18 protein-coding genes, 2 pseudogenes and 1 riboswitch are annotated in these 23,570 nt (G+C 38.1%); of the genes and pseudogenes, 13 read left to right on the forward strand and 7 right to left on the reverse strand.

The genetic code is table 11. The features are described 5' to 3' along the window. The first annotated feature begins 99 nt into the window (after positions 1 to 99). From JOC49_RS03185 to JOC49_RS03210, 7 genes and pseudogenes are all read left to right on the forward strand, one after another. Positions 100 to 609 (forward strand): hypothetical protein, encoded by a 510-nt coding sequence (locus JOC49_RS03185; protein WP_204662211.1) that lies wholly within the window; start codon positions 100 to 102, stop codon positions 607 to 609. A 40-nt stretch (positions 610 to 649) separates the two neighbouring features. Beyond that, positions 650 to 1,533 (forward strand): annotated as a pseudogene (locus JOC49_RS03190) (IS3 family transposase); the annotation flags it as partial. 111 nt (positions 1,534 to 1,644) lie between these two features. Continuing rightward, positions 1,645 to 1,935: pseudogene (locus JOC49_RS13485) on the forward strand (IS3 family transposase); the annotation flags it as partial. Beyond that, positions 1,928 to 2,920 carry a DUF2254 family protein gene (locus tag JOC49_RS03195; protein WP_204662213.1) on the forward strand — a complete coding sequence of 331 codons (993 nt, stop codon included), beginning with the start codon at positions 1,928 to 1,930 and terminating at the stop codon, positions 2,918 to 2,920. The pseudogene JOC49_RS13485 and the gene JOC49_RS03195, both read left to right, overlap by 8 nt. A 62-nt stretch (positions 2,921 to 2,982) precedes the next feature. Further along, entirely contained in the window at positions 2,983 to 3,909 is a 927-nt protein-coding gene (locus JOC49_RS03200) for a MerR family transcriptional regulator (protein WP_204662225.1), read from the forward strand. 22 nt (positions 3,910 to 3,931) lie between these two features. Next, complete coding sequence (locus tag JOC49_RS03205; protein WP_204662228.1) at positions 3,932 to 4,513, forward strand: carboxymuconolactone decarboxylase family protein; 582 nt, start codon at positions 3,932 to 3,934, stop codon at positions 4,511 to 4,513. An 88-nt stretch (positions 4,514 to 4,601) separates the two neighbouring features. Beyond that, positions 4,602 to 4,922, forward strand: a complete 321-nt coding sequence (locus tag JOC49_RS03210) for a putative heavy metal-binding protein (RefSeq protein ID WP_204662231.1) — start codon at positions 4,602 to 4,604, stop codon at positions 4,920 to 4,922. 57 nt (positions 4,923 to 4,979) lie between these two features. On the opposite strand, the gene JOC49_RS03215 is transcribed toward JOC49_RS03210, so the two are convergent. The 4 genes from JOC49_RS03215 to JOC49_RS03230 form a co-directional block, all read right to left on the reverse strand. After that, the gene (locus tag JOC49_RS03215; protein WP_204662234.1) at positions 4,980 to 7,133 is read right to left on the reverse strand and encodes a hypothetical protein; all 2,154 of its coding nucleotides are present in this window, start codon (positions 7,131 to 7,133) and stop codon (positions 4,980 to 4,982) included. Then, positions 7,133 to 8,221: a radical SAM protein gene (locus JOC49_RS03220; protein ID WP_204662237.1), complete on the reverse strand. Its 1,089-nt coding sequence runs from the start codon at positions 8,219 to 8,221 to the stop codon at positions 7,133 to 7,135. The genes JOC49_RS03215 and JOC49_RS03220 overlap by 1 nt, the downstream gene beginning before the upstream one ends. After that, positions 8,208 to 9,227, reverse strand: coding sequence for a hypothetical protein (locus JOC49_RS03225; RefSeq protein WP_204662240.1), 1,020 nt, complete (start codon positions 9,225 to 9,227; stop codon positions 8,208 to 8,210). Before JOC49_RS03225 ends, JOC49_RS03220 begins: the two co-directional genes overlap by 14 nt. Before the next feature lie 356 nt (positions 9,228 to 9,583). Beyond that, the gene (locus JOC49_RS03230; protein ID WP_204662243.1) at positions 9,584 to 11,728 is read right to left on the reverse strand and encodes a type IA DNA topoisomerase; all 2,145 of its coding nucleotides are present in this window, start codon (positions 11,726 to 11,728) and stop codon (positions 9,584 to 9,586) included. A 123-nt stretch (positions 11,729 to 11,851) separates the two neighbouring features. Here JOC49_RS03230 and JOC49_RS03235 point away from each other — a divergent pair, with 123 nt between their 5' ends. The 3 genes from JOC49_RS03235 (at position 11,852) to JOC49_RS03245 (ending at position 16,117) form a co-directional block, all read left to right on the forward strand. After that, a complete protein-coding gene (locus JOC49_RS03235; RefSeq protein ID WP_204662247.1) occupies positions 11,852 to 13,141 on the forward strand; it encodes an MFS transporter in 1,290 nt (429 codons plus the stop codon). Positions 13,142 to 13,256: 115 nt separating this feature from the next. Beyond that, positions 13,257 to 15,251, forward strand: a complete 1,995-nt coding sequence (locus JOC49_RS03240; RefSeq protein WP_204662250.1) for a 5'-nucleotidase C-terminal domain-containing protein — start codon at positions 13,257 to 13,259, stop codon at positions 15,249 to 15,251. Between the two features lie 113 nt (positions 15,252 to 15,364). Next, the gene (locus tag JOC49_RS03245) at positions 15,365 to 16,117 is read left to right on the forward strand and encodes a hypothetical protein (RefSeq protein ID WP_204662253.1); all 753 of its coding nucleotides are present in this window, start codon (positions 15,365 to 15,367) and stop codon (positions 16,115 to 16,117) included. Positions 16,118 to 16,177: 60 nt separating this feature from the next. On the opposite strand, the gene JOC49_RS03250 is transcribed toward JOC49_RS03245, so the two are convergent. Both JOC49_RS03250 and ppk2 read right to left on the reverse strand, forming a co-directional pair. Continuing rightward, on the reverse strand, positions 16,178 to 17,029 hold the full coding sequence (locus JOC49_RS03250) for a DUF4438 domain-containing protein (RefSeq protein ID WP_204662256.1): 852 nt from the start codon (positions 17,027 to 17,029) through the stop codon (positions 16,178 to 16,180). A gap of 43 nt (positions 17,030 to 17,072) precedes the next feature. Continuing rightward, positions 17,073 to 17,882: a polyphosphate kinase 2 gene (gene ppk2 / locus JOC49_RS03255; protein ID WP_204662259.1), complete on the reverse strand. Its 810-nt coding sequence runs from the start codon at positions 17,880 to 17,882 to the stop codon at positions 17,073 to 17,075. A gap of 104 nt (positions 17,883 to 17,986) precedes the next feature. Then, positions 17,987 to 18,155, forward strand: a riboswitch (cobalamin riboswitch). Positions 18,156 to 18,260: 105 nt separating this feature from the next. Here ppk2 and JOC49_RS03260 point away from each other — a divergent pair. The 3 genes from JOC49_RS03260 (at position 18,261) to JOC49_RS03270 (ending at position 21,506) form a co-directional block, all read left to right on the forward strand. Further along, positions 18,261 to 20,324 (forward strand): ribonucleoside triphosphate reductase, encoded by a 2,064-nt coding sequence (locus JOC49_RS03260; protein ID WP_204662262.1) that lies wholly within the window; start codon positions 18,261 to 18,263, stop codon positions 20,322 to 20,324. Next, on the forward strand, positions 20,290 to 20,766 hold the full coding sequence (locus tag JOC49_RS03265; RefSeq protein WP_204662264.1) for a hypothetical protein: 477 nt from the start codon (positions 20,290 to 20,292) through the stop codon (positions 20,764 to 20,766). Before JOC49_RS03260 ends, JOC49_RS03265 begins: the two co-directional genes overlap by 35 nt. Positions 20,767 to 20,840: 74 nt before the next feature. Further along, positions 20,841 to 21,506, forward strand: coding sequence for a class I SAM-dependent methyltransferase (locus JOC49_RS03270; protein WP_204662267.1), 666 nt, complete (start codon positions 20,841 to 20,843; stop codon positions 21,504 to 21,506). 30 nt (positions 21,507 to 21,536) lie between these two features. On the opposite strand, the gene JOC49_RS03275 is transcribed toward JOC49_RS03270, so the two are convergent. Continuing rightward, positions 21,537 to 23,546 (reverse strand): prolyl oligopeptidase family serine peptidase, encoded by a 2,010-nt coding sequence (locus tag JOC49_RS03275; protein WP_204662269.1) that lies wholly within the window; start codon positions 23,544 to 23,546, stop codon positions 21,537 to 21,539. Positions 23,547 to 23,570 lie beyond the last annotated feature (24 nt).

Below are 23,570 nucleotides of genomic sequence, written 5' to 3' on the forward strand. Positions count from 1 at the left end.
ACACCCTCTAATTGTTTATATTATGTAGGGTGTGATTTCTGCTTTTCATTGGATCAATTAGAAAAGCATCATTTAGATAGCTGATTAGGGGGAAACGAAATGACAGAAGGATATAAGAAAATGTTTTGGGGCGCCATGTTCGTTAGTTTTGCCGGCGTAAGCGGGTTAGTGGCGCTTCTGATGACCCTTGCAGGATGGGTTATTATCGTGGCAGGTCTGGGTAACAATGACAAAAAATCACTTTTTGGTGATTTTTCAAAGCTCAGGCTTCTTACAATAAGACTGGCTGCAGTGTCAGTAACAGGAGGAGTTCTCTATCTGCTTAACCATAGTGAGATGATCAGCTTTGCACAACTGAGGTATTATCCTCTTATTCATATCATCATTCAATTAATCGTGTTCCATAAAATTCTGGAGGAAACGGTTCTTAATTTTGACTGGATGGACCGAATAGATGCTGCAAGAAAATATGCATCTAAAGACAGAAACTTTACTTTACTCATGGGCATAACCATAGCAGCTTTTTTACTTTTCTACATATTTAATCAGCCACTTATGAGAGCTGAGGGTATTGTGGATAGGTTATACTTAACTGGACAGATTTCTTAAGGTGAATTAGAATAAACTAATAACCTTAAGGAGGCCATAAATGTCAAGTAAAAGACCAAGAAGAAAGTTCACAGATGAATTCAAAAATCAAATGGTACAGTTATATCTTAATGGTAAGTCCAAATCTGTGATTCTCAAAGAATATGAGCTTACTCCCTCTTCGTTAGATCGATGGATAACGCAACATCAGCAATCGGGTTCTTTCAAAGAGAAAGATAACAGGAGTGATGCTGAAAACGAATTAATCAAGCTTCGCAAAGAAAATGAACATCTGAAAATGGAAAATGACATTTTAAAGCAAGCAGCTCATAAGTTTACTACGTAAACCGCCTACGGCGCCGGTATCTTCCGGTTTCTACTGATACTAGGACGAAAGTAGAAGTCATCAAAGCAAACGCAGACAAATACTCGATATCAGCAATGTGTGCCGTCCTTAACATATCTCGAAGTACGTATTATTATGAAGTAAAAGCCAAAGTAGAAGATGAATCTTTAGCTCAAGATATCATACGAATATTCAAAGAAAGCAGAAACAATTATGGTACCCGTAAGATCAAGAAAAAACTCAATGACGAAGGCAAAGTCGTTTCAAGACGAAAAATCGGACGAATTATGCGTGAAAATGGTCTCGTTTCAACATATACAATTGCGCAATACAAGCCTCATAAAAAACCTTCAAATGAAGATTTAACTGCTAACGAAGTCAAACGAGACTTCACAAATAGAGAGCAATTAGAAGTTGTTGTAAGTGATCTGACTTATGTCAGGGTTGCAGGAAAATGGAATTATGTTTGCATATTAATTGACTTATTTAACCGAGAAATTATTGGTTATAGTGCTGGTCCAAAGAAGGATGCAATACTCGTTTATCAAGCTTTCTCCCGGATAAACGCAAAATTGAACGATATTTCTATATTCCATACAGACTATGCCGAAGAAAATACTATACCGAAGTTTTTTCAAATGGCTTGATATAAAAGTTTCTTTGCAGAAACATCGGCATAGTCTGAATTATCCTGAATTCAGGATAATTCAGATCGTGGTAGCGAGTTTAAAAACAATGTAATTGAAGGGTTGATTGAAACATTTGATATTAAAAGATCTCTGAGTCAAAAGGGGTGTCCATACGACAATGCGGTTGCTGAAGCCACTTTCAAAGTATTTAAAACAGAGTTTTCAAATCGGTATATATTCAAGTCGCTAGATGAACTTAGCATCGAACTAGCAGATTATGTGAATTGGTATAACAACATAAGAATTCACTCAACACTAGGCTACCTGACGCCTGTAGAATTTAAAAGAAATACCCTTAAGAAAATTGTCTGATTTAATGTTGACAATCCATTCATCTCAGTTTACACCGAGAGTTGTTGAGAATTTTCTTAACAATGAAACAACAATGAAATCGTTTGGAATTTTCTTAAGTGGCTTTATTTATGCCATTACGTCATTGCTTTTTCTCAATATCAATCAAAGTGGTAATTTGGTTATAGCAGCAAGCGTTGCAGTTGTTTATGTAATTGTGGGTCTTATTTACTTTTTGGTTTTTATTCACAATGTGTCGACGTATATACAAGCGAACGGGTTGATTTTAAGGCTTCAAAAAGAAGCACAAGGTAAGATTGGTACTTATTGTAATCAAGTTCACCAAGCCAATATAATTTCAGATAGACCTCTTGAAAAGATTATTGAAGGTAAGACCAAAAGTATAATTACCAATGATGATGATGGCTATATTCAAGAAATAGACACTATAAGACTTCAGAAAATTGCACAATTACACGGTCTGATTATTCGCATAAATAAGGTAGTTGGTCAATTTGTTTCGACGGAATCTCGCATGATTACTGTATTTTCGGAGGCGCCTCAACAACTGAAACTTGAAATTGCTTTGAGAGCTTTGTCACCAGGCATCAATGATCCTTATACGGCCATCCATTGTTCTAAAATTATAGGGGTTTTATTGAGAGAACTGGCAAATGTAGACAAAGGATATATTGTTTTACGTGATGAAAATACGAGTGGTTTTGTGGTCTATGAAGCCTATGATTTTGAAATTATTCTTTTTGATGCCTTTCATCAAATTGTGCTATATGGTCAAACAGATGCGAGAGTTGTCATGGGTATTTTTAAATCTTTAAAAATTATAGCTGGTAAGGCTTCCGTGACTAATCTTGAAGTTATTAAAGAATATGCAGAAATAGTGTATAATAAGTTACCACGCGACCGGTACGATGTTTTGGAATACAAAAAAATTACCCGAGAATTTAGGCAATTATTAAATGAAGATGTTAACAAGCTAAATGCTTGACCTTAACACAGTGTCAGCCTTTATAATCGTTATATGAAAGAAAACAAATGGGGGAAATAAGTGTGAAAAAGACGTATTTAATTGGTGAGTTCTCTGAACGGTCTGGGGTATCGAAAAGAATGCTAAGGCATTATGACAAACTGGATTTGTTTACGCCAATTGATTTGAACGCAGAAAATGGTTATCGGTATTATAGCGAGGAACAAGTAGTGGATTTAAGAAGGATTCAGTTCCTTAAAGATTTAGGCTTCACTTTGGGCGCAATTAAAGAAATTTTATCTAAACCACTGGAGATTGCGTCGTTTATTGAACTTCTAAAAGATAGGGAAGTGGTACTCAATCGCGAATCTGATGAAATAAAGTCCAATTTACTTTTGTTGAAACGCGCCATTATATACTTAGACAGTCAATCCCCATGTGTTTTTCCTTCAATAGACCAATTAATGGAATTAGAAGGGAGTATTACGATGGAAAAAAACGTTCAAAAAAAAGCGGCTGGTTATGTGGATTTTAGGAAATTGATGAACCGAGATGCTTTTATGGAGAAAATTGAAGAGATTTTTGAAAATGACCATGGTGATCAATATCATTTTCTAACATTTGACATTGATAACTTTATGCATGTCAATGATTTAGATGGGTATGAAGTAGGCGATGCGGTTATTCAGCGTGTATTTTCACAGATTATAGGTGGCATGAAAAGTGCTTTTGAAAATTTAGGAGATGGGGTATTAATGGCACGTTTAGGCGGCGATGAATGCAGCGTTTTCCTAAAGAATGCCGACCATTCAAGTGTTATTGAAACAATTGAAGAGATTTTTGATGCAGTTAGAGCCTATGACTTTAAGCAAGTAGGTTGCTCAAGAGAAATCACTATATCCTGTGGTATTTACAAAAGTGGGAAACCACTTCACGCAGCTTTAATGAAAGATCAAAGTTTAAAGGCCCTGCTTGAAGCCAAGCGTAAGGGGAGAAACCAGTATGTTTAAAAACTGAAATGAGGATGACAGCATGTATTTTGGAAGAAAATTGTACACTTTGGGTGAGATCTATAAAATTCTCTATAAAGGGATAAGGACTGCGCCTTATTTGTCCAAGTCTAAACGAAAAGGCGTAATAACAAACCAGTTTGTGGAACGCATAATGATTGCAGTCACAGAGGTTAATGGGTGTGCAATTTGTTCATACGCCCATACAAAGATGGCACTCGAAGTTGGCATGGGAGACGCAGAAATTCAGAACATGCTGAAAGGCGTTTTGGATGATGTTCCGAGTGATGAAATTCAGGCAATTATGTTTGCTCAGCATTATGCAGACAGTCGAGGGAACCCCTCGAAAGAAACGTGGGATCGAATTCTTGACATGTATGGGACCTCTAAGGCTTTAGGGATTCTCGGAGCGATTCGGATTATAATGATGGGCAATGCACTTGGCATACCATGGAGTGGTATTACCAGCCGATTGAAAGGTAAACCAGACGAACGAAGTTCAGTCTCGTATGAGTTGATGGGGGCAATTATACCGCCTCTTATGATTCCTTTTGCTGGCATTCACGCTATAGTTGCATCTATGCTGCGGATTGATGTGATTTGATTGAAAAAGAAAAATTAAAGCCTTCTTTAATTCAATTTTAACCTCTATATGGTAGGATAATTCATATCAAATGAATGGAGGAAAAGGTATGATTTTAACAACAACACCAACGGTAGATGGCAGAACGATTGTTGAATATAAGGGCATCGTTTTTGGAGAAGTGATTAATGGTGTAGACTTTATTAAGGATTTTGCAGCAGGGCTTACCAACTTCTTTGGTGGACGTTCTGGGTCCTATGAAGGTGAATTGGTAGATGCCAGAGAGTCTGCTCTCAAAGAACTCAGAGAAAGAGCACAGCGTATGGGTGCCAATGCTGTTGTGGGAATTGATATTGATTATGAAGTACTTGGGCAAGCGAATAACATGCTCATGGTTACTGCGTCTGGTACAGCAGTTGTTTTAGAGTAGAGACGAACACTATAAAAGGAGCCTCTTAGGGGCTCCTTTTTCGTGTGTGACTTTTGTTTAAATTCTACTTAAAGTTAATTCTTTATCGCGATGGTCCCCCAAAATACACTCACTAAGCGTACGGTTGGCTTTCCAAGTTAATTTAAGCGTTTTGATGTCTGGATAGTTGGGTTGGTCTGGTTGAAATGATCCACCATCAAATACAGCGGTCAGATCATCTTCATCTTTATCACTTTCACGAATGACAAAATAATTAACTTCCAGTTTCATTTCACTGCCACCAATCCATCGCCTTGATGTTTCTTTAAAGGTATACCCTTTGACTTCAGGTGTCAATTTATTAAGGAAGCCATTATTCCAAGAAATACGCCAGATAGTGCCATCAAATAAGCCACCATTTTCCTTCCATCTCCCCATAATATTACCAGGGAAATAATGTTTGGCAAATAAATCTCCAATGGTCTGTTTCATATCGTCTGAAATATAATTGGTATCACATAAAGTGGGAAAATTCATGTAATTTTCAAACTGCTTGTGCGGTGTTAAGCATCTGGAACCAAACCAACTAAAAATTTCGCCTTCGTTTGCTTTGACAATTAAATTGGCCCAATTGAAGAAGATACTATGATATTTATCAATTGCCTCTCCAATAGTGGCTTGGATATCTGAAACAGTTCCACGTTCAAGTTTCGCGAGGCTAAAAGCAACATCACTCATGTACTGCATAAAGTAAGCATGTCGTTCATCAAAAGCTTCTGTACCGCTGGTGTCACTGTTCATTTCTTCGATAACGTGAACCAATTCGTGATAAAGTGTTTGTACGGCTTTATATGAGTCTAGACTTTCTGGAATCTCACGAAGGTACATAATGTTTTTGCCGGGATGGTACCGTGGATTCCCACTTTTTATCATAACGACATCGGATAAGTAGTCTAGCGCTTCCATAAAAGTATCTATATTGCCTAGAATCATGTTTTTTCCTGCCAAGGTTCCAAGCGGATATTCAATAAACTGACGAATTAATCCTTTTAGGTCTATGCGGGGTAGGAGTAACCCATCAAGTTGAATTTCTCCAATGTTGTCGCCATCGCTTATGATCCGAATCATAATCTCAATTTTATCCAGTTCAGCTTCGGCAAGTGCATTTGCATAAATTCTATATCGTGCATAGGGTTTTTTACTGTCTGCAGCCCCATCATCTGGAAGGAGCTCAGCTATGATTTCGGCATCTTCAACAATCTTTTGCGCAACACCTGGGTCGAGGTGTCCTTGCTTTGATCTTGCATGGAATTCAAATTGAAGCGTATTTGTTAGAGAAACATTTGTTTGTAAGGTTTTAAGTTTTTTATCATAGGTAACTACTTTTATTGGGAGAACAAAAGCTTTGTCGGTTCTTTTTGCAGCCTCATCGTCTTTGTAACATTTGATGACAATAGGCTCTTTAAGTTGTTTTGGAACGAGAATCCCTTCGTTAAGGAAATAGGCAGTATAGACTTTTTCTGCGATGTACCCATTCATATTGGCCCTGATTTTGTAGTCCTTCTTAACGCGGCATGTATGCTTGTTAAATATTTTTTCAGGTTCAGTGATGTTTTCTATTAGGTTTAAATCGACTTTGCTGTCAGTTTCGAGTGTCCGCTCTATTTCAATTAAATTTGCATCAAAATCGTAGTCAAATTGAACAGGAACATTACACTTAATGGAAAGAGGTTCTTCGTTTTTTAACAGGGTTACAAAAGTACCTTCTGTAGGGGAGATATCAAAAGCGGCAAGTGAGAAGTCTAAGTTTGCTTTCATAGCTTGCCCTTCGTAAAGTGCAGCAATTTCAAACCGAATTTGGCCAGAAGCTTTTTCCAATAGAGTTTCATTTGTGGTTATGTAATGATCCGATCCAGAAGATTCGACGACACTACACCCTGTGACGCAGGTTATTGTGGCATCGGCTACAACAGTTGGCTCGCCAAGAATAACCCCATCTTCAATTTCCACTTTCACCACATGTGCTCGAATGGGTACTGGGTCTCCAGGCAATACATAACGGGATTTAGGCGCCTCAACAACAAGTCGTACATAGGATTTCTTTTTAGCCTTAAAATCCATGTTGAGCATGTTGATTATGGATGAAATGCCCACTGCGCCCAAAGAAGATACAAGCATGGTGCCAAAATTCGTAGAACTTGAGTTGGTTACAAAACCTTTTCGTATTTTCATTAAGATTCCCCCCTCATATTTTGATGGCTATCTGTACATAAGTTGATTTCCGGACAAATTGGGCATCCGCCCATGCAGAGACTTCTTCTGTCACAATCTGGACACGCTGTCATGGCATGATTTCTAAAACCGTTAAAAACTTGGCTGTTCCATGCTTGCGTAAGCGTTTTATGTTTTAAATCTACAGTGTGCTTACCTGTCTGGTCAAAGCTACAAGGCCGCATAACAGAATCGGGCCCTATATAGGCAGAAAATCTTCCGGATTCACACGCATCAAAGGTTTCTGGTGAAACTGCTTTTGCAAATGTTACAATTCCCGGAACGCAACAACTGTCAAACCCAGTTCTTTCGGCAATTTCTGGGCGTGTTAAAAGATCAAAGAAAATTTCAACACGAGGATCGCCGTGTTTCAAAACCCGTTCCTGGTCCCCATAGCCAACAGGTTTGTGGAGTAGGAAAACGACGCGGTCAATGCCTTCAGGAATTTTATTTTCAGAGAGCATTTCAATCGCTTCATCAATAGTATTGCCACCGAGTACAAAATGCAGATTTGTTGGCAGGCCGCGTGATGATAGCATTTTAATGGCACGTGTCATATAGGGGGTTTTATAATAACTTACAGCAGCAGCCCCGCAGTAAGTTGCAATTAGATCCGCATGACGTTCTGTAAGTCCATATCCGGATGTGGTTAGATTCGGGACAATGCCAGCGTTTCGAGTAATCCTTAAGATTTCTTCAAAAGATTCATGCATCTCCGGGTCACCTCTACCACCTAGTGCCACCTGGTAAACTTTTCCCTTACTTTGATCAATAATTGATTTGTAGGCGTCCAGTGGCATATTTGGCTCTTTGATTGAGCCGCCCATCTGATAGCACTGTACACCTGAAAGGCGACATTTGCCGGTGAGTCCGTGGTGGCAGTGCCCCATAATGCCAATGTCTAATAAGTGGGGAAATGCGGCCATAAATGGATCTACACCACTGTCGTTTCCAAAATCATCGAGAATGCCACTTCTGTAATAATCCCCATTGTCTGTATTAAAATAAGAGACAAATCCATTTGGATCATACTGTTTATGATAACTCATGAGGCGACTCCTTTTTAAAGAAGAGGGAAAGTCCCGCACCGACAATTAAAAGTAAAATTCCAATGGTGTAATTTGCCCGTTCTGCAAATTGACCAGTTGGGATACTCACAAGAAAGCCTAAAATTAGGCCAATCTTTAAAACGGTCATTTTCTCAAAAGAGTTTTCCAGTCCATGTGGCACAAATTTCAGGACCAAACTTAAGAATTTGCGCGTTATATAATCTATCAGTGCTGGTAAGGGGCCACTCAATCCGGCAAAAACAACAAAAGCCAAAAGAAGGGGCATAAAACTTTTGTCAATTTTTCCATTTCGAGTCACTATATTACTCAGTATAAATGCAAACCCTGATCCCATTAGGACAAGGCTCCAGTTGCTAATTTGTTCCTTGATGTCTGTCAGGGCGCGTACAAATAGACCTGTGTTTTTTGAAAAAGGTATTGTGAGTGTTTTATCCTTTTTAAACAGACTGGTAAATAGTGGAATCAATAGGCCGGTTAAGGTTAATATGTAGAGTGTTTTTCCAACGAAAGCGGCGACATAGCCAGCAAAAGTAGGCTTCATAAAACCGGCATAACTCATGGGACCACTTCTGGTTGCAGTAATGTACCTTAAAAATGACCCTAGGGGTTCTCGGTTAAAGAAGGAGAGAATGCCCCCGATAACAGGAATGCGATAAGTGGTATACATATAGTCCACCCCAACAATCAACCATAAGGCTAATAAAATGGTAAGGACCAATGCATTGCGCTTTAAATAAGCAATAAGTGCGCCCTTCATGCCACCTGGATAAAGGCTCTTAGATGTGCTGTTTCCTAATGACTCAAGTGGATCATCGTACTCGTAAAATTCTTCTAACAGGACTCTTTTGGGCAAAGATTCGGTACTAGTGTTTTCGCTTGCAACCACAAAATCCTCCCCAAAATTCTCGTCCGAAATTGGAACATTTTCATATAGAATCGCTTCTTCAACGACGCTATCTCTCGGTGTTCTACCCTTTTCACCCATGATACCACCACCTTTTTGAATTTTTTGTTATTGACATTTATACCCGAAAAACAAAAAATATGTGCATTAAGTTATAAAAATAAAGAAGGATAAAATTAACCATTGACATACATGGATAGTGTTACAGATATTTCTGGAAGACGATATTTGGAGTAGATAAATTGAATCCATTTAATGAAATATACAGGTATCAATTTTATCGTGGAAGCATTGTTACAAACTGGAGATACAGGTCTGGTTTGTCCTTGGGGAAATCTTACGAAGACTATTGGACGGAAAAATGGGCCAATCAATTAGGGGGTAAGATAAACAAATTTTTTACAAGATAAATGAAAAATAACTATAATTTTATCTGGTTATTTGATTTTGCTGGAAAAAGACATTTCCCAACTAAAGTAATCGTTGTTTGTGTTTTTTTTATAGGTTAAGAAAGCTGAAAATTTTTCCCCTTTTTTATTGGTAAATTGATTGCTGAATACTTCACCAGTTTCAAGCAATTTTTTTACTGTATTTTTATTGGGCGTTACCTTGAGTGCCTCAAGATAGCGGTCGTTTTTCCAGACGACAAACTTACAACCACTTTTCCAGTTGGAGCATCCAAATCCCTTTTCACCTTCAACAACATCAGAGCCGCAAACAGGGCATTTACCAAGAGATTCTCGTGTTTGTTTTTTGTTTTGTTCTAAATCTTGAATGACATGAAAAGCATCTTCTTTAATGGCGTAGACGGCGTCTTTTGTAAAATCTGTTATGGTTTTCATGAAGTCATCTTTGCTGATGGTATTTTTGCCTATATCGGAAAGCGATTTTTCAAGCCGTCCCGTGTACTCCAAATCAAATAGGGATTGAACTGGAAAGAGTTCCACCATTTTACGGCCCATTTCTGTACAGGTGAGGGATTTTCCTTTGGCTTCTATATAACCAACCCGTTTGAGTTTGGTTATGGTTTCAGCTCTTGTAGCAGGCGTTCCAATGCTAAATCCACTGAGGATAGATTCAATCATTTCACTGTCCATTTCGCCGGTAGAATCATCGGTAGGTTTATAATTGCGACCGCAGGTTTCCATAACACGAAGCAAGGTTTTTTCAGTATGTCTTTTGGGTGGGTTCGTGGTTTTTTTGTCAATCTTGAATCCTATAGGGGTTACAGAATCTCCTTTTACAAGATTGGGCAAAAGAACTTCTTTGCTTTTAATTTTTTCAACTTGTCGCCAGCCTTCGATACGTTGAATCCTACCTTTTGTTATGAATTTAGAGTCTTTTACCAATGTTTTCACAGTGACTTCATCGTGCTCGGCAATGGGCATAAATTGCATAATAAATCGATTCTTAACGGCTTCATAGACCACTTTTTCATCGTTAGAGAGCCCTTTTCCAATAAGATAAGTTGGGATAATGGCACTATGGCTTTCTACTTTTGTATTGTCAAAAACTCTTTTTTGCGTGTGAAACTGAATTTCATGTGCATATGGCAGACCTTTTTGATGAATGGCCAGAACTTTTTGAGTTTTTTCTTTTAGAGTGTCTTCAAGTGCCAAACTTGCTGTTCTGGGGTAGGTTATGAGTTTTTTCTCATAGAGACTTTGTGCCACTTTTAGCACTTTATCAGAAGTCCAGCCCTTATTTTTACTGGTAACATAACCTTGAAGTCCTGAAAGATTGAATAGGCTTGGGGGGTACTCTCGTTTGTTCTCCACAGCCTGATCCGACACGATAGCCTTTGCACCTGTGAACGATTCTTTGAGGGTTTTAAGAGCAGTTACATCTTCAAACTTATCCCCTTCTTCTGTTGTATAGATGCCGTCATAGGTTTCCCCCTCAGTTGATTTGAATTGGCCAAGCATCCGATAATAGGCATCACTTTTGAAGTTTTCAATTTCAAGGTCTCTGTCATAGATGATTTTAAGCGTTGGCAGCAAAACACGCCCTACATTAAGGGCTTTACCGAAGCCTCTTTGGTATTTAAGGGTTGCAACTGAAGTAAGATTGATTCCAATTAACCAATCCGCCCATTGCCTACTGACACCTGCATCTCTAAGAGGGGTCATTTTTTCATTGGAGATAAGTTTGGACATCCCATTTAAAACTTCATCAGGGGTCCATTCATTTAGGAGCAATCGTTCAACAGGTTTGCCTGAATTTGTATGTTCAATGGTTATATCGCCTATGATTTGACCTTCTCGGTCATAGTCACATGCAGAAATAATGCCATCTACATCCGCACGTGATATTAATGTTCTTATCACTTCCAATTGCTTTAAGGCATCCTCTTTTGACTTGTATTTAAAAGTATCAGGAATAAATGGAAAGTTGTCCATTTTCCAACTGGCCATATCTGAATCGTAATCTTTTGCATCATAGAGTTCCAAAAGATGTCCGTAGGCCCAGGTGATGATATAGTCAGGCCCTTCTAAAAAGCCATCACGTCTGGTTTTAATCTTAAGTGCATCTGCTATATTTCTGGCTACAGATGGTTTTTCAGCGATGATTACTTTTGACATGGTAAGCTCCTTTTATTGCGTATTTAAACGTGTATAATTTATGTTAATTATACTAAAATCTCGTTTAGATTGCTAATTTAAAAGGGTATAATGAAGATTAAGTGTCATAATTAAAATTTAGTCATGCTGATTTTGGGGGTTTTAAGTCGATGTAGTAGAAAAGCAGGTGATAAAATGGATATATATGGTGTCATAAAAAAAGACAAACAGATTACCAAGTTTAATTTCTATGGATTCTTTAAAAATTTAAGATTTTTTGAGCCCTATTTGGTGTTTTTTTTAATGGGACTGGGATATAGCCTCTTTCAAATAGGGATTCTATATTCAATTAGAGAGGCGATTACTTATATTTTTGAAGTGCCAAGTGGCATCATGGCAGATCAATTCGGCAAGAAAAAGGTCCTGCTTATGTGCTTTGTTTTCTATATGATTTCTTTTGTTTTTTTCTTTTGGAGTCTTAATTTTAGCATTTTAATTGTGGCCATGATATTTTTTGGACTGGGGGAAGCTTTTCGGTCAGGGTCTCATAAAGCTCTAATTTTATCTTATTTAGAACACAAAAATTGGTATACACATAAGGGATTTGTTTATGGAAGAACACGTGCGTATTCCTTACTGGGATCATCTTTATCTGCTTTTATATCAATTTTGATGGTTTTGAATCTACCGTCCATAAGGTGGGTGTTTTTAATAAGTTTATTGCCTTATCTTATTGATTTCATGTTGGTTTTGAGTTATCCAAGTGCACTTGATGAGAAGACAGAATCGGTTACATCTGTGAAATCATTTTATAAAGAAAGTCTAAATGCTATTAAAACTATTTTTTCTGAAAGTGGGTTGATGAAAATTGTCATCAGTTCAGCCACCTTTGATGGTGTTTTCAAGACCCTTAAAGACTATATTCAGCCTGTTTTGGTGAGCCTAATAACTGCCATTGGAATCACGAAAATTGGAAGCGATTCAGTGGGTGACCAATTAACAGTCTATTTAGGACTTGTTTATGGTGTTTTTTACATTTTCAGCGCGCTGGCATCAAGAAATGTGTACCGTTTGACTCAAAGATATAGTCCATCAAGTGTCTTTAATAGAATGTATGATCTGATGGGGGTTGCACTTGTACTATTAGCCTTTGCGCTTAATCAAGACTATTTGATTATGACAATACTTGTCTTTTTTAGTCTCTACGTGATGAAAGACTCCCGCAAGCCTGTTTTTGTAGATTTTTCAAGTGATTATATGAAAAAAGACCAACGGGCGACGGTTTTATCTATTGAAAGTCAGTTACGTTCTCTACTGGTGGTTACCCTAGCACCAATTTTAGGATGGGTAGCCGATCAATTTTCTTTACAGATTATGTTTTTGGGAATTGGAGGGCTTATTATAATCGGCAATCGAATTTTGAAAGTAAGATAAGTGTAAATATAATTTTACTGGGTATTCACATGAAAGTAACACACCTCATCTAGCAGTGAAAGTATGTTTTTGCTAGCATGAGTATAAGTCTTACTAAAGAAAGGGTGGCTTAAAAGTGAAAAACAAGTTAATTGGTTTATTGGCAGGTATTGTAATTGTTGCACAGTTGGTGCCATTTAATCTTTCGGCAGCAGAAGCACAGACTTATGTAATCCAACCCGGAGACGTTTTATGGCGTATTGCTCAGGATTATGACATGATGTGGGAAGATTTAGCTGAGTTTAATGAACTTGAGAACCCTCACATGATTTATGCAGGTGATGAACTCCAAATTCCTGGACCAGAGGATGAAACCGTCTCGGTTAGAATTTTACACACCAATGATCACCACAGCCATTTGGAAAGTTCCCCCTATGATTTGACTTTTAATGGTGTTCCAACTCGGGTAAATATTGGTGGATTTTCCAGTATTGCCACTGTTATTGAAGAACACCGTAATGACAATACAATTGTTTTAAACAATGGGGAATTAAATGGAACACTTTATTTTTCTTTGTTTAAAGGTGAGGTAGATTTCAAAGTTTTTAATGCTTTGGGAATTGATGCTTATGCTCTTGGAAATCATGAGTTTGATGAAGGGGATGGACGTCTTGCTGAACTCATTGAAATGACAGAATTCCCAATTATTTCTTCAAATGTACAGCCAAACGAAAACAGTCCTTTATATGCTGTAAAAGACAGAATAAAGCCTTATACAATTCAAGAAATTGATGGCGAAAAGATAGGTATTATCGGAATTTTGAAAGTTGAAAAAACTAAAAGCTCTTCGTTGGCGTCTGATGATTTGATGTTTACAGAGGAAATCGAAACGGCACAAAAATACGTTGCAGAGTTAGAAGAACAAGGTGTCAATAAGATTATTCTTTTAAGTCATGTTGGCTATTATAATGATTTTTTGCTGGCTGAAAATGTACCTGGTGTAGACATTATAATTGGTGGCGATACGCATGACTTGTTGGGCGATGAAACTGAATTGAATGAAGCTGGGTTGGCACAGGACTATTACGGTCAAACAGGCCCATTTGCGGGATATGAACATGGTAATTATGAAGAAAATCCTACCATTGGTGAGTACCCAACAGTTGTAGAAAGCAGTGATGGCAACCCAGTTTATATTGTTACCGCATGGGAATACGCACATGGATTGGGAAAAATGGATGTTGAATTTACCAAGGATGGTACTGTTAAAGCAATTGATGGAAATATAATTATACCAGTTGCAGGTCCATTTTTACAAAAAGATAGCGAAGGCAATCAAGTTGAAGTGGACGCCACAACTTTGGAAAGTATAGAGCAAGTGATTGAGTCTTCTCCAATTTTAACAAAAGCAAAAGTTTCTGAAACTGTGGAAGCTATTATCAGCCCCTATAAAGAAGAGATGCAAGCTTCTATGGAAACTGTTATTGGTAAGATTTCAACAAATATGAGCGCGGATCGTATTCCAACACCTTTTGAAAATGGCGAAACACCAACAGGAAGTTATGCAGGCTATGTTGTTGCAAAAGCCTTTGCAAATGCAAATCCTAGAATTGATGTTGCAATTCAAAATGTTGGTGGTGTTAGAAGCGCTTTCTATGAAGGTGACTTTACTGTTAATCAAGCAATCACAACACTTCCTTTTTCAAACACAGTTGTGATGATGGATATGACCGGGCAAGAAATTGTAAATGTCTTGAATCAATCGGCATATTATGCCCTTAATTCGGGCTCAACAGGTGCATTTCCTGCTTCGGCAAACCTTAGATACGATGTCTTCTTAAGTGAAGAAGAGGGTAAAGTTATTCAGAATGTTGAGGTCAAAGACCATGAAAGCGTTTGGGCACCTATTGATTTAGAAAAGAAATATACCGTTTCAACCAATAGTTTTACAGCTTTAGGCAAAGACAATTATTTGGAATTTGAAAAGGTACGCGATTCAGCAGATGCAAATTTTGAAGACACATATATCAACTATTATGTGCCGCTAAAGGAATTTATTGAAGGATTACCAGATAAAACTTTACAACCAATTGATACAGAGGACTACTGCTTGAAATCTGTAACTGAATGATAGGAAGATGAGGCTGAAATCAATTTGATTTCAGCCTCATTTTAATTATTAGTGACTTGCAAATGATTTTTGGGTATTATTAACATAAAGTATTCTAAAAAGGGGGGATTGTGATGAAAAAAGTACTGTTAATCATTTTGTTTTTAATTGTAATTGTGGCTGGGGGCGCCTATGTTATGATTAGCACAGGTGAGAAAGTAGACGTAGTGTGGACGGAAAATGATTTTGAAACAGCACTGGATAAAACTCAGATTCAAGTTGAAACAGTTGAAGAAATTAATCTTTTAACATTGGCAAAAGGGGATTTTACTGTAAGTGGAACAAATGCAGTTGATGTCAGTTTTACAAATTCGGAAATGAGCGCATTGATTGACAAGGCCAATGCCAATGGAGGACCTATAAAAGATTTTAGAGTGGCGTTTAATGGAAATAATGAAGGTGAAATTAGTTTTAAGTTAACCGATGCGATTATTGATTTTCTAGAAGAAGAAAATATACTCTCTCAATCGGATCTTGGTCTTATAACAAATTATATGGGCTCTCCAGTTGCTTCAGTTGGTAGCGTTACAGATACCATCGTAAATTTTATAAGTGGGATTGCTGCCAATAAACCTGTCTATGCTTCGGGAACTTTAGTGAAGGATTCGAATAATTCAGTGACTCTAAACATATCATCTCTTAAGGTTGGCCAAGTGGTAATGAGTCAATCGGTTATTGACCGTGTAGAGTCAGAAACTTTACGGTTTGTGAATGGTCTTTTAAGTGAAGTTAATGGTATATCAATTGAAGAATTACGTGTTGAGAATGGTGAGCTTTATTACAAGGGAACCCTACCTGCTGAAATCAAAGGTGTAAAACTGCAATAAATAGAGAAAAAGCCAAGCCTACGGGATATCTCTTCCTGTGGGCTTGGCTTTTTTGGATTTTTATTTCATATAATGGGCCAAATTGGCATTTAGATCAATTCGTCCTTCAATTAGAGGTTTTTTTGTGGTCATCAAGATTGATATACCAGGTCCATGCCCGTTCTTAATACAATCAGAGTGAACAATGATTCCAATGGAAACAGCACCTTCAAGGTAACCACCGAGACCGTATGAGCAATCTGTGTTTTCAATTAGAACAAAATCACCAAATCTTAGAGAATTCAATCCCAATCGCTTGATTTCAGTCATATCTGATGTGATCAGGTCATAGTCTCCAGCTTGTGAATACGGTGCGCCAACGCCAGAGCCCATTAAACCATGTGGGATTTTTGCTGTAACTGGGACACTTAGCTTACCATCTATTTCTTTGACGCCCATTTTTTCAAAAATAGTTGGGTCTAAACTCATCATCTTTATTTCAGGGTAGTCTAAGAGTTCAAAACCTTGACCGAATCCTTTGATTAGAATTTTATCATCTGTTGTCATTTGTTCTAAGGTATCTTGGTCAAACTGGACCATAACGTGGTCCACACCACCATGTGAGCCTAAGACATAGCCAATAGCGCCTTTGGCATCTCCAGTGACAATTTTAGCTTGATTGCCTGCACAAGCAAAAACGTTAAGGGCATGATTTGAAGGCCCATCTTCATTTTTTATGGTGACACCAGGTTCGATATGGTCTCCAGCCCAGCCATAAACAGAGTCACCAACTTTAACATTATAATTAATGGCACCTGTACCGGGAATTACATAGGGCTTTCCATCCGTATCAACGCGGTAACCCCCAAATTTTGGATGGGATACTTTACCCATGACGCTGTGCATGATGACACGATCTTTGTTTGTTCTCATAATGAAACTCCTTGTATTTAGACTTTACTATATTATAACAGATTTATTTTTTGCTTTGGGTTATCTTTGCAAGTTTTGAAGCAACATCAGGCACATACGTCATTGAATCGATTGGTGGCCTTACATAGCCTGAATTCTCTTGTCTTTCTGGCAAAATGAGTTTTTTATTTTCTATGTCTTCATATGGAATTTTTGAGAGGAGATGTGAAATACAGTTGATTCGCGCATTTCGTTTGATATCTGATTCTATAACATACCATGGTGAAGTTTTGGTGTCTGTGTATTGAAACATAACATCTTTAGCCTTGGAATACTCAACCCATCTGGATCTAGCTTCTAAATCCATTTCACTTAACTTCCAATTTTTAGTTTCATCGTTGATCCGGTCTTGAAATCTTTTTTCTTGCTCCTCATCACTAACAGAAAACCAGTATTTAATCAGTGTAATGCCAGATCGAATCAGCATATCTTCAAATTCTGGAACAGACTTAAGAAATTCCCAGTATTCATCATCTGTACAAAACCCCATAACGCGTTCTACACCTGCTCGGTTGTACCAACTTCTGTCAAAAAGAACCATTTCGCCTGAACTTGGCAGATGTGCAACATAACGCTGGAAATACCACTGTGAAACTTCTTTCTCAGTGGGTTTTGGTAGAGCAACAACGCGACAAGTTCTAGGGTTTAGACTTTCTGTAATGCGTTTGATAGCGCCGCCCTTTCCTGCGGCATCCCGACCCTCAAAAATCACCACAACTTTTAGGCCTGTGTGAACGACCCATTCTTGGAGTTTGACCAATTCTTTTTGCAGGTCCGATAATTCCTTCAGATAAACCTTTTTAGGCAGTTTCATATGAACCTCCTTGATTCTTTTTAAACTACATACCCAAATAAGAGTGAAACCATGCAGTATATTCTGTTGACAACCATATGTTGTGTGATGTAAAATAAGTTATACTTTATATTGTGTCTACAGGTCTTTTGTTAAAAGGGAAGGAAGTGAAAGTCTTCCACAGCCCCCGCTACTGTAAGTGTGATGACCGCTGTAAACCACTGTTGAAAAATGGGAAGGGCAGCCAGTAAAATGATCACGAGTCAGGATACCTGCCTGTAGATGTGCACTCAGTCTTCGGTGGGAAGAATGAAAATGAATTTTTTCGTTTGTTGAACGCTACCGGTGGGTAGCGTCTTTTTTTTGCCCACGTATCAAGGTTTATGAAAGGAGCAAAACATGATTCAAAAGGTTGTTAAACGAGAAGGGCAAGTTGAGGCTTACTGTGCCGATAAAATTGCTGCAGCTATGACAAAAGCATTTGTGGAAACAAAAATCAGTCCAAAGTCAGATATAAAGGCCTTGGTAGATGGCGTTGAGCAAAAGTTAAATCGTTATTCTGTCCATATTGAAGAAATTCAAGATGCAGTGGAAGAGACGCTCATGAAAAGCGGTTACTATGAAGTGGCGAAGGCTTACATCCTCTATAGAGAAGAACATGCGAAAAAACGCCTGGGCATTGATCACTATATCAATAAGATTGATGAATATATGGACCGAAGCGATTGGCGTGTGACAGAAAATTCCAATGCCCATTATAGTTTTGGTGCCCTTAACAAGTATATTTCTGAAATGCAATCTAGAGACTACTGGTTACACCGCGTTTATCCTGCAAACATTTCAAATGCCTATAAGAATGGAGATTTTCACATTCATGATTTAGGGTCGTTAACCGTGTATTGTTGCGGTTATTCTTTGATGGATGTCATCAACAAGGGGGTAAAGGGGGTTAGTAATATCCCAAGTTCGAAACCTGCTAAGCATTTTAGCAGTTTACTTGCTCAGATAGCAAATCTTACAACCGTTTTCCAAAATGAGATAGCAGGTGCTGTTGCCTTTAGTTCCTTTGACACTTTAACAGCCCCCTTTGTAAAAGAAGACGCTTTGTCTTATGAAGAAGTAAAGCAAGTGATGCAAAGTTTTATTTTTCAGATCAACTCCAATAGTAGAGGTGGTGCAGAACCTGCATTTTCCAACTTAACTTTTGATCTCATGGTGCCTGAGGACATGAAAGTAAAACCCGCTGTAGTTGGTGGGAAATTTATGACTTATACGTATGAAGCCTGTCAAAAAGAAATGGATCTTATTAATAAGGCCTTTTATGAAGTGATGTTGGAAGGGGATTCAAACGGTGCTGTTCATAGTTATCCTATCCCTACCTACAATATACACAAGGCTTTTGACTGGAACAGGGAAACAGACGCCTTGCTTTGGGAAATGACTGGGAAATATGGCATTCCGTATTTTGCGAATTTCATTAACTCTGACATGAACCCAGAAGATGCTAGAAGCATGTGCTGCAGACTTCGACTTGATAAACGCGAACTTGTTAAACGAAATGGCGGGCTATTTGGTTCCGGAGAAAAAACGGGCTCAATTGGGGTCGTGACACTAAATCTGCCAAGATATGCCTATGAAGCAGACCATAAAGAGGCTTTTTTTGAGATTCTGGACCGAAATATGGAACTGGCTAAAGATTCTTTGATTCTTAAGCGAAAATTTTTAAAGGAACAATTGGATCGTGGGTTATTGCCTGCGTTTATGGAATATATTGGTGGACTTGAAAATCATTTTAGTACAATTGGATATGTGGGTGCCAATGAAATGTGTGAAAATTTAATTGGAAAAGATATTCTCTCTGAAGAAGGGCACGCACTCACTTATGAGGTTTTGATGTACATGCGTCATAAAATTCAAGATTTTCAGGAAGAAACAGGAGATCTTTTCAATCTTGAAGCTACGCCAGCTGAAAGTACAGCTTACAAGCTTGCTAGCCGTGATAAAATGCTTTATAAAGAGATTAAAACGCAAGGGGATTCAGTTCCATATTACACAAACAGCTGTCATGTCCCTGTTCATAAAGTGACGGATATTCATTCGCTCTATGAACATCAGCATAAACTTCAGGCTCTCCACACCGGCGGGACGGTTATCCATAATTATTTGGAAACATCCGTTTCAGGAGAAAAGGCAAAGGCAATTGTAAAGTATGTAACTGAGAACTTTGAAGCGCCTTACACGTCTTTATCTCCTGTCTATAGTATTTGCAAAACTCATGGGTTTATTCATGGTGCCTACGATGTTTGCCCCAAGTGTGGGGCGTCGGTGGAAAAATATCAGCGTGTAACAGGGTATATTCGTCCAATAAGCCGATTTAATGATGGTAAAAAAGCAGAATACAAAGATCGTAGACAGATTGGAGTCTCTTATGAAAATATCTTTGCAAACACCTATACGTTATAAGGGGATTGTACACAATGTATTAAACGATGCACCCTTTATAGGGGCAATTGTCATCGCAAATGCCTGTCATAGGGCGTGTCCTAATTGTATAAATGAGCATTTGAAAACAGATGCAATGGCACAAGTAAACACAGCCGGTGAGATTTTAAATCGGGTTTGTGAAAATGGTTTAAATCAAGGCGTTATTTTTTCTGGATTAGAATGGACAGAACAGCCTGATGATTTAAGAATTCTGGTGAAGGGCGCCTTAGAAAGAGGTCTTGAGGTGATGATTTATACACACCAGGATGAACATGTATTTTTGGAAAACTTTTCAGAATTTATTGGAAAACCCATTTATGTAAAATTTGGATTTTATGATGAAACGGTGTGCGACAACACTCACACGTCATTCGGCGTTTATTTGGCATCTAAGAATCAATATATAAAATTTTTAGCGTAAAGAGACTTGAAATCAACCTCATTTTTGTATATTATGTATTTCTTATCATTGAAATAAAAAATGGGAAGGCTATTATGTCCGTTAAGTGTAAAATATGCAACAGTGGAACAAGAATTTCTACACATCCAAAAGAGGGAAGTGTCTATTATGTGTGTCCAGTTTGTGAGTTTATTTCGTTAGATTCGAAGTTTTATTTAAATGAGCGTCAGGAACTCGAACGCTATGGAAGTCATAATAATTCTGTGACGGATTTAAGATACGTGGCGTATTTTAAAACTTTTATTGAAGAAACGATTATGAATTTTATTGGAGAGGGCAAAACGGGTCTTGATTTTGGAAGCGGGCCTGAACCTGTACTTGCAACACTACTTGAAAGAGATTATGATTTTGACATGGATGTATATGATAAATTTTTTGCCAGTGAGCGCGTCTATGTGGGCAAACAGTATGACCTAATTACATCTACAGAAGTGGTGGAGCACTTAGATGACCCACTTAACTATTTTAAGGTATTTAAGGATTCTTTGAAGGCAGATGGCATTCTGGCAATTATGACACAATTTCATCCTGTAGAGGATTCGGTTTTTTGGAACTGGCATTATAGAAGGGACCCGAGTCATATTTCTTTTTACACCCCCAGAACGATGGCGAAAATTGCATCTATACTGGGATTTGAAGTGCTTTATAGTGATGCATATAAAAATACAGTCTTTAAACATAAAAGAAACGCGCCAAGCTGAAGCAATTGAATTCAGTTTGACGCGTTTTATTTAAATGCCCATAAATGTAAATTTGTCCGTTTGTTCATCAATAATTTTTTCGATAGATTTGCCAGCGCCATGTCCTGCTTTTTCGTCAATTCGAATGAGCATAGGGGCATCGCTGGTGTTTTTTGCCTGCAAAGTTGAAATGTATTTAAATGAATGCGCTGGAACGACTCGATCATCGTGGTCAGCAGTCATGACCATAATGGCTGGATAGTCTTTTGCTTCAATGTTATGCAGTGGTGAATAGGCATATACTGTCTTGAAGTCGGCTTCTTCTTCAGGGTTTCCATATTCTACCACCCATCCCCAACCAATGGTAAATTTGTGGTATCTGAGCATATCCATTACCCCAACTTGAGGGAAAACGGCTTTAAAAAGATCAGGCCTTTGGTTGACTACAGCGCCCATTAAAAGGCCGCCATTAGAGCCACCTTGTATGGAGAGTTTGGCACTAGAGGTGTATTTTTTTTCAATGAGTGTTTCTGCAACGGCAATGAAATCATCGAAAACATTTTGTTTTTTATGGCGCATGCCATCTCTGTGCCACCCTTCACCGTATTCTGAGCCACCTCGAATATTGGCTTGTGCATAAATTCCCCCTTGTTCAATTAGATATATGTTGGCAGGGTTATAGGCAGGTGGAAGTGATATGTTAAAGCCACCATAAGCATAAAGTAATGTGGGGTTTTTTCCGTTGAGTTTCATATCTTTTTTATGTGTTAAAAATACGGGCACTTGAGTTCCATCTTTGCTGGTGCAGAATATTTGTGTTGTTGTTAAGGCATTTACATCATAAGTGAGTGTCGATGTTTTAAAGGGGGTTATTTCATATGTTTTTTTGTTGAAGGCCATTAATGCAAGTGGTGATACAAATGAGCCATAAGTGAAAAGTATTTCTTCAGAGTCATCTGATGCACTCATGTCATAGACCATTCCAATTCCAGGCAGTGCCCATTCTGTTTTAGGATTTCCCTTTGCATCCATTAAAATAACTTTTGAAACAACATCCTCAAGATAGATCAGAACAAAAAGATCTCCAAATTTCCATGCATTTTGCAGGTTGAGTGCGCCTTCTGCTATAAAATCTTTTTGCTCTAATGTGTTTGGATTGATTTGAATAATTTTTTTTCTAAAAGCCTTGTCATCTGTGAGGAAGTATAGCCATTCATCCGATTCACCTAGATAATCGTATTCATAGTTAAATCCTGTAAATAGTGTTTTGAAAGGTCCGGTTTCTTGTGCGGGTTTAATTCGAATCTCGTTGCCATATGTGCCTTCGGAGAGCGTTAGTATGAGATTTTTAGTGTCCTTTGATACAGTAAGGCTGCTATAGCGCAATGGGTGCTTAGGATCTTCAAAAATGAGTTTGTCTTTAGACTGGTCAGTCCCTAATTTATGGTAGTAGATTTTCATGTTTTCGTTTTTGGCGGAAAGTTCTTTGCCAGTTTCTGGTTTTTCGTAGCTGGAGTAATAGAACCCATCATTAAGCCAAGAGACAAGTGTGAACTTAACATTTTTTATGGTATCTTTTAAAGGCTGTTTATTTTCCAAATCTAAAATTATGATTTCCTGCCAGTCAGAGCCTGATTCTGATTTAAGGCAGGCAAGGTAACGGTGGTCTTTAGAAGCACCATTAAGGGTAACGGCTACAGTACCATCATCTGATAGGGTATTGGGGTCAAGTAGAATTTCCGGTTTGCCCTGAAGGCCTTTTTGGATATAGTAAACGTATTGACTTTGAAGCCCTGAATTCATACTAAAAACGATAGAGTCGCCAATTCGCCGAACACCACCAAATTTCTCATAATTGTAGAGTTCTTTAAGTCTGGTCTTAATATTTGCCCGACCTGGCATTTGTGAAAGAACGGATTCTGTCAGGGCGTTTTGTGCTTTTATCCAGTCTTTTAAATCAGGGTCAGAGTCGTCTTCCATCCATCTATATGGATCTTCCACCTGCTGACCAAAATGAATTTCTTTAACATCTTCTTTCCGAGTACTTGGGTAAGTATACATAATTGTCCTCCATTTATTTTAATT

This window comes from Fusibacter tunisiensis, assembly GCF_016908355.1.
Taxonomy (GTDB): Bacteria; Bacillota; Clostridia; order Peptostreptococcales; family Acidaminobacteraceae; genus Fusibacter_D; species Fusibacter_D tunisiensis.

Excerpts from the sequence above, each read along its gene's own strand:
- JOC49_RS03185 (WP_204662211.1), top strand. The coding sequence starts at position 100 with ATGACAGAAGGATATAAGAAAATGTTTTGGGGCGCCATGTTCGTTAGT.
- JOC49_RS03205 (WP_204662228.1), top strand. The coding sequence starts at position 3,932 with ATGTATTTTGGAAGAAAATTGTACACTTTGGGTGAGATCTATAAAATT.
- JOC49_RS03210 (WP_204662231.1), top strand. The coding sequence starts at position 4,602 with ATGATTTTAACAACAACACCAACGGTAGATGGCAGAACGATTGTTGAA.
- JOC49_RS03215 (WP_204662234.1), bottom strand. The coding sequence starts at position 7,133 with ATGAAAATACGAAAAGGTTTTGTAACCAACTCAAGTTCTACGAATTTT.
- JOC49_RS03220 (WP_204662237.1), bottom strand. The coding sequence starts at position 8,221 with ATGAGTTATCATAAACAGTATGATCCAAATGGATTTGTCTCTTATTTT.
- JOC49_RS03225 (WP_204662240.1), bottom strand. The coding sequence starts at position 9,227 with ATGGGTGAAAAGGGTAGAACACCGAGAGATAGCGTCGTTGAAGAAGCG.
- JOC49_RS03230 (WP_204662243.1), bottom strand. The coding sequence starts at position 11,728 with ATGTCAAAAGTAATCATCGCTGAAAAACCATCTGTAGCCAGAAATATA.
- JOC49_RS03235 (WP_204662247.1), top strand. The coding sequence starts at position 11,852 with ATGCTGATTTTGGGGGTTTTAAGTCGATGTAGTAGAAAAGCAGGTGAT.
- JOC49_RS03245 (WP_204662253.1), top strand. The coding sequence starts at position 15,365 with ATGAAAAAAGTACTGTTAATCATTTTGTTTTTAATTGTAATTGTGGCT.
- JOC49_RS03250 (WP_204662256.1), bottom strand. The coding sequence starts at position 17,029 with ATGAGAACAAACAAAGATCGTGTCATCATGCACAGCGTCATGGGTAAA.
- ppk2 (WP_204662259.1), bottom strand. The coding sequence starts at position 17,882 with ATGAAACTGCCTAAAAAGGTTTATCTGAAGGAATTATCGGACCTGCAA.
- JOC49_RS03260 (WP_204662262.1), top strand. The coding sequence starts at position 18,261 with ATGATTCAAAAGGTTGTTAAACGAGAAGGGCAAGTTGAGGCTTACTGT.
- JOC49_RS03265 (WP_204662264.1), top strand. The coding sequence starts at position 20,290 with ATGAAAATATCTTTGCAAACACCTATACGTTATAAGGGGATTGTACAC.
- JOC49_RS03270 (WP_204662267.1), top strand. The coding sequence starts at position 20,841 with ATGTCCGTTAAGTGTAAAATATGCAACAGTGGAACAAGAATTTCTACA.
- JOC49_RS03275 (WP_204662269.1), bottom strand. The coding sequence starts at position 23,546 with ATGTATACTTACCCAAGTACTCGGAAAGAAGATGTTAAAGAAATTCAT.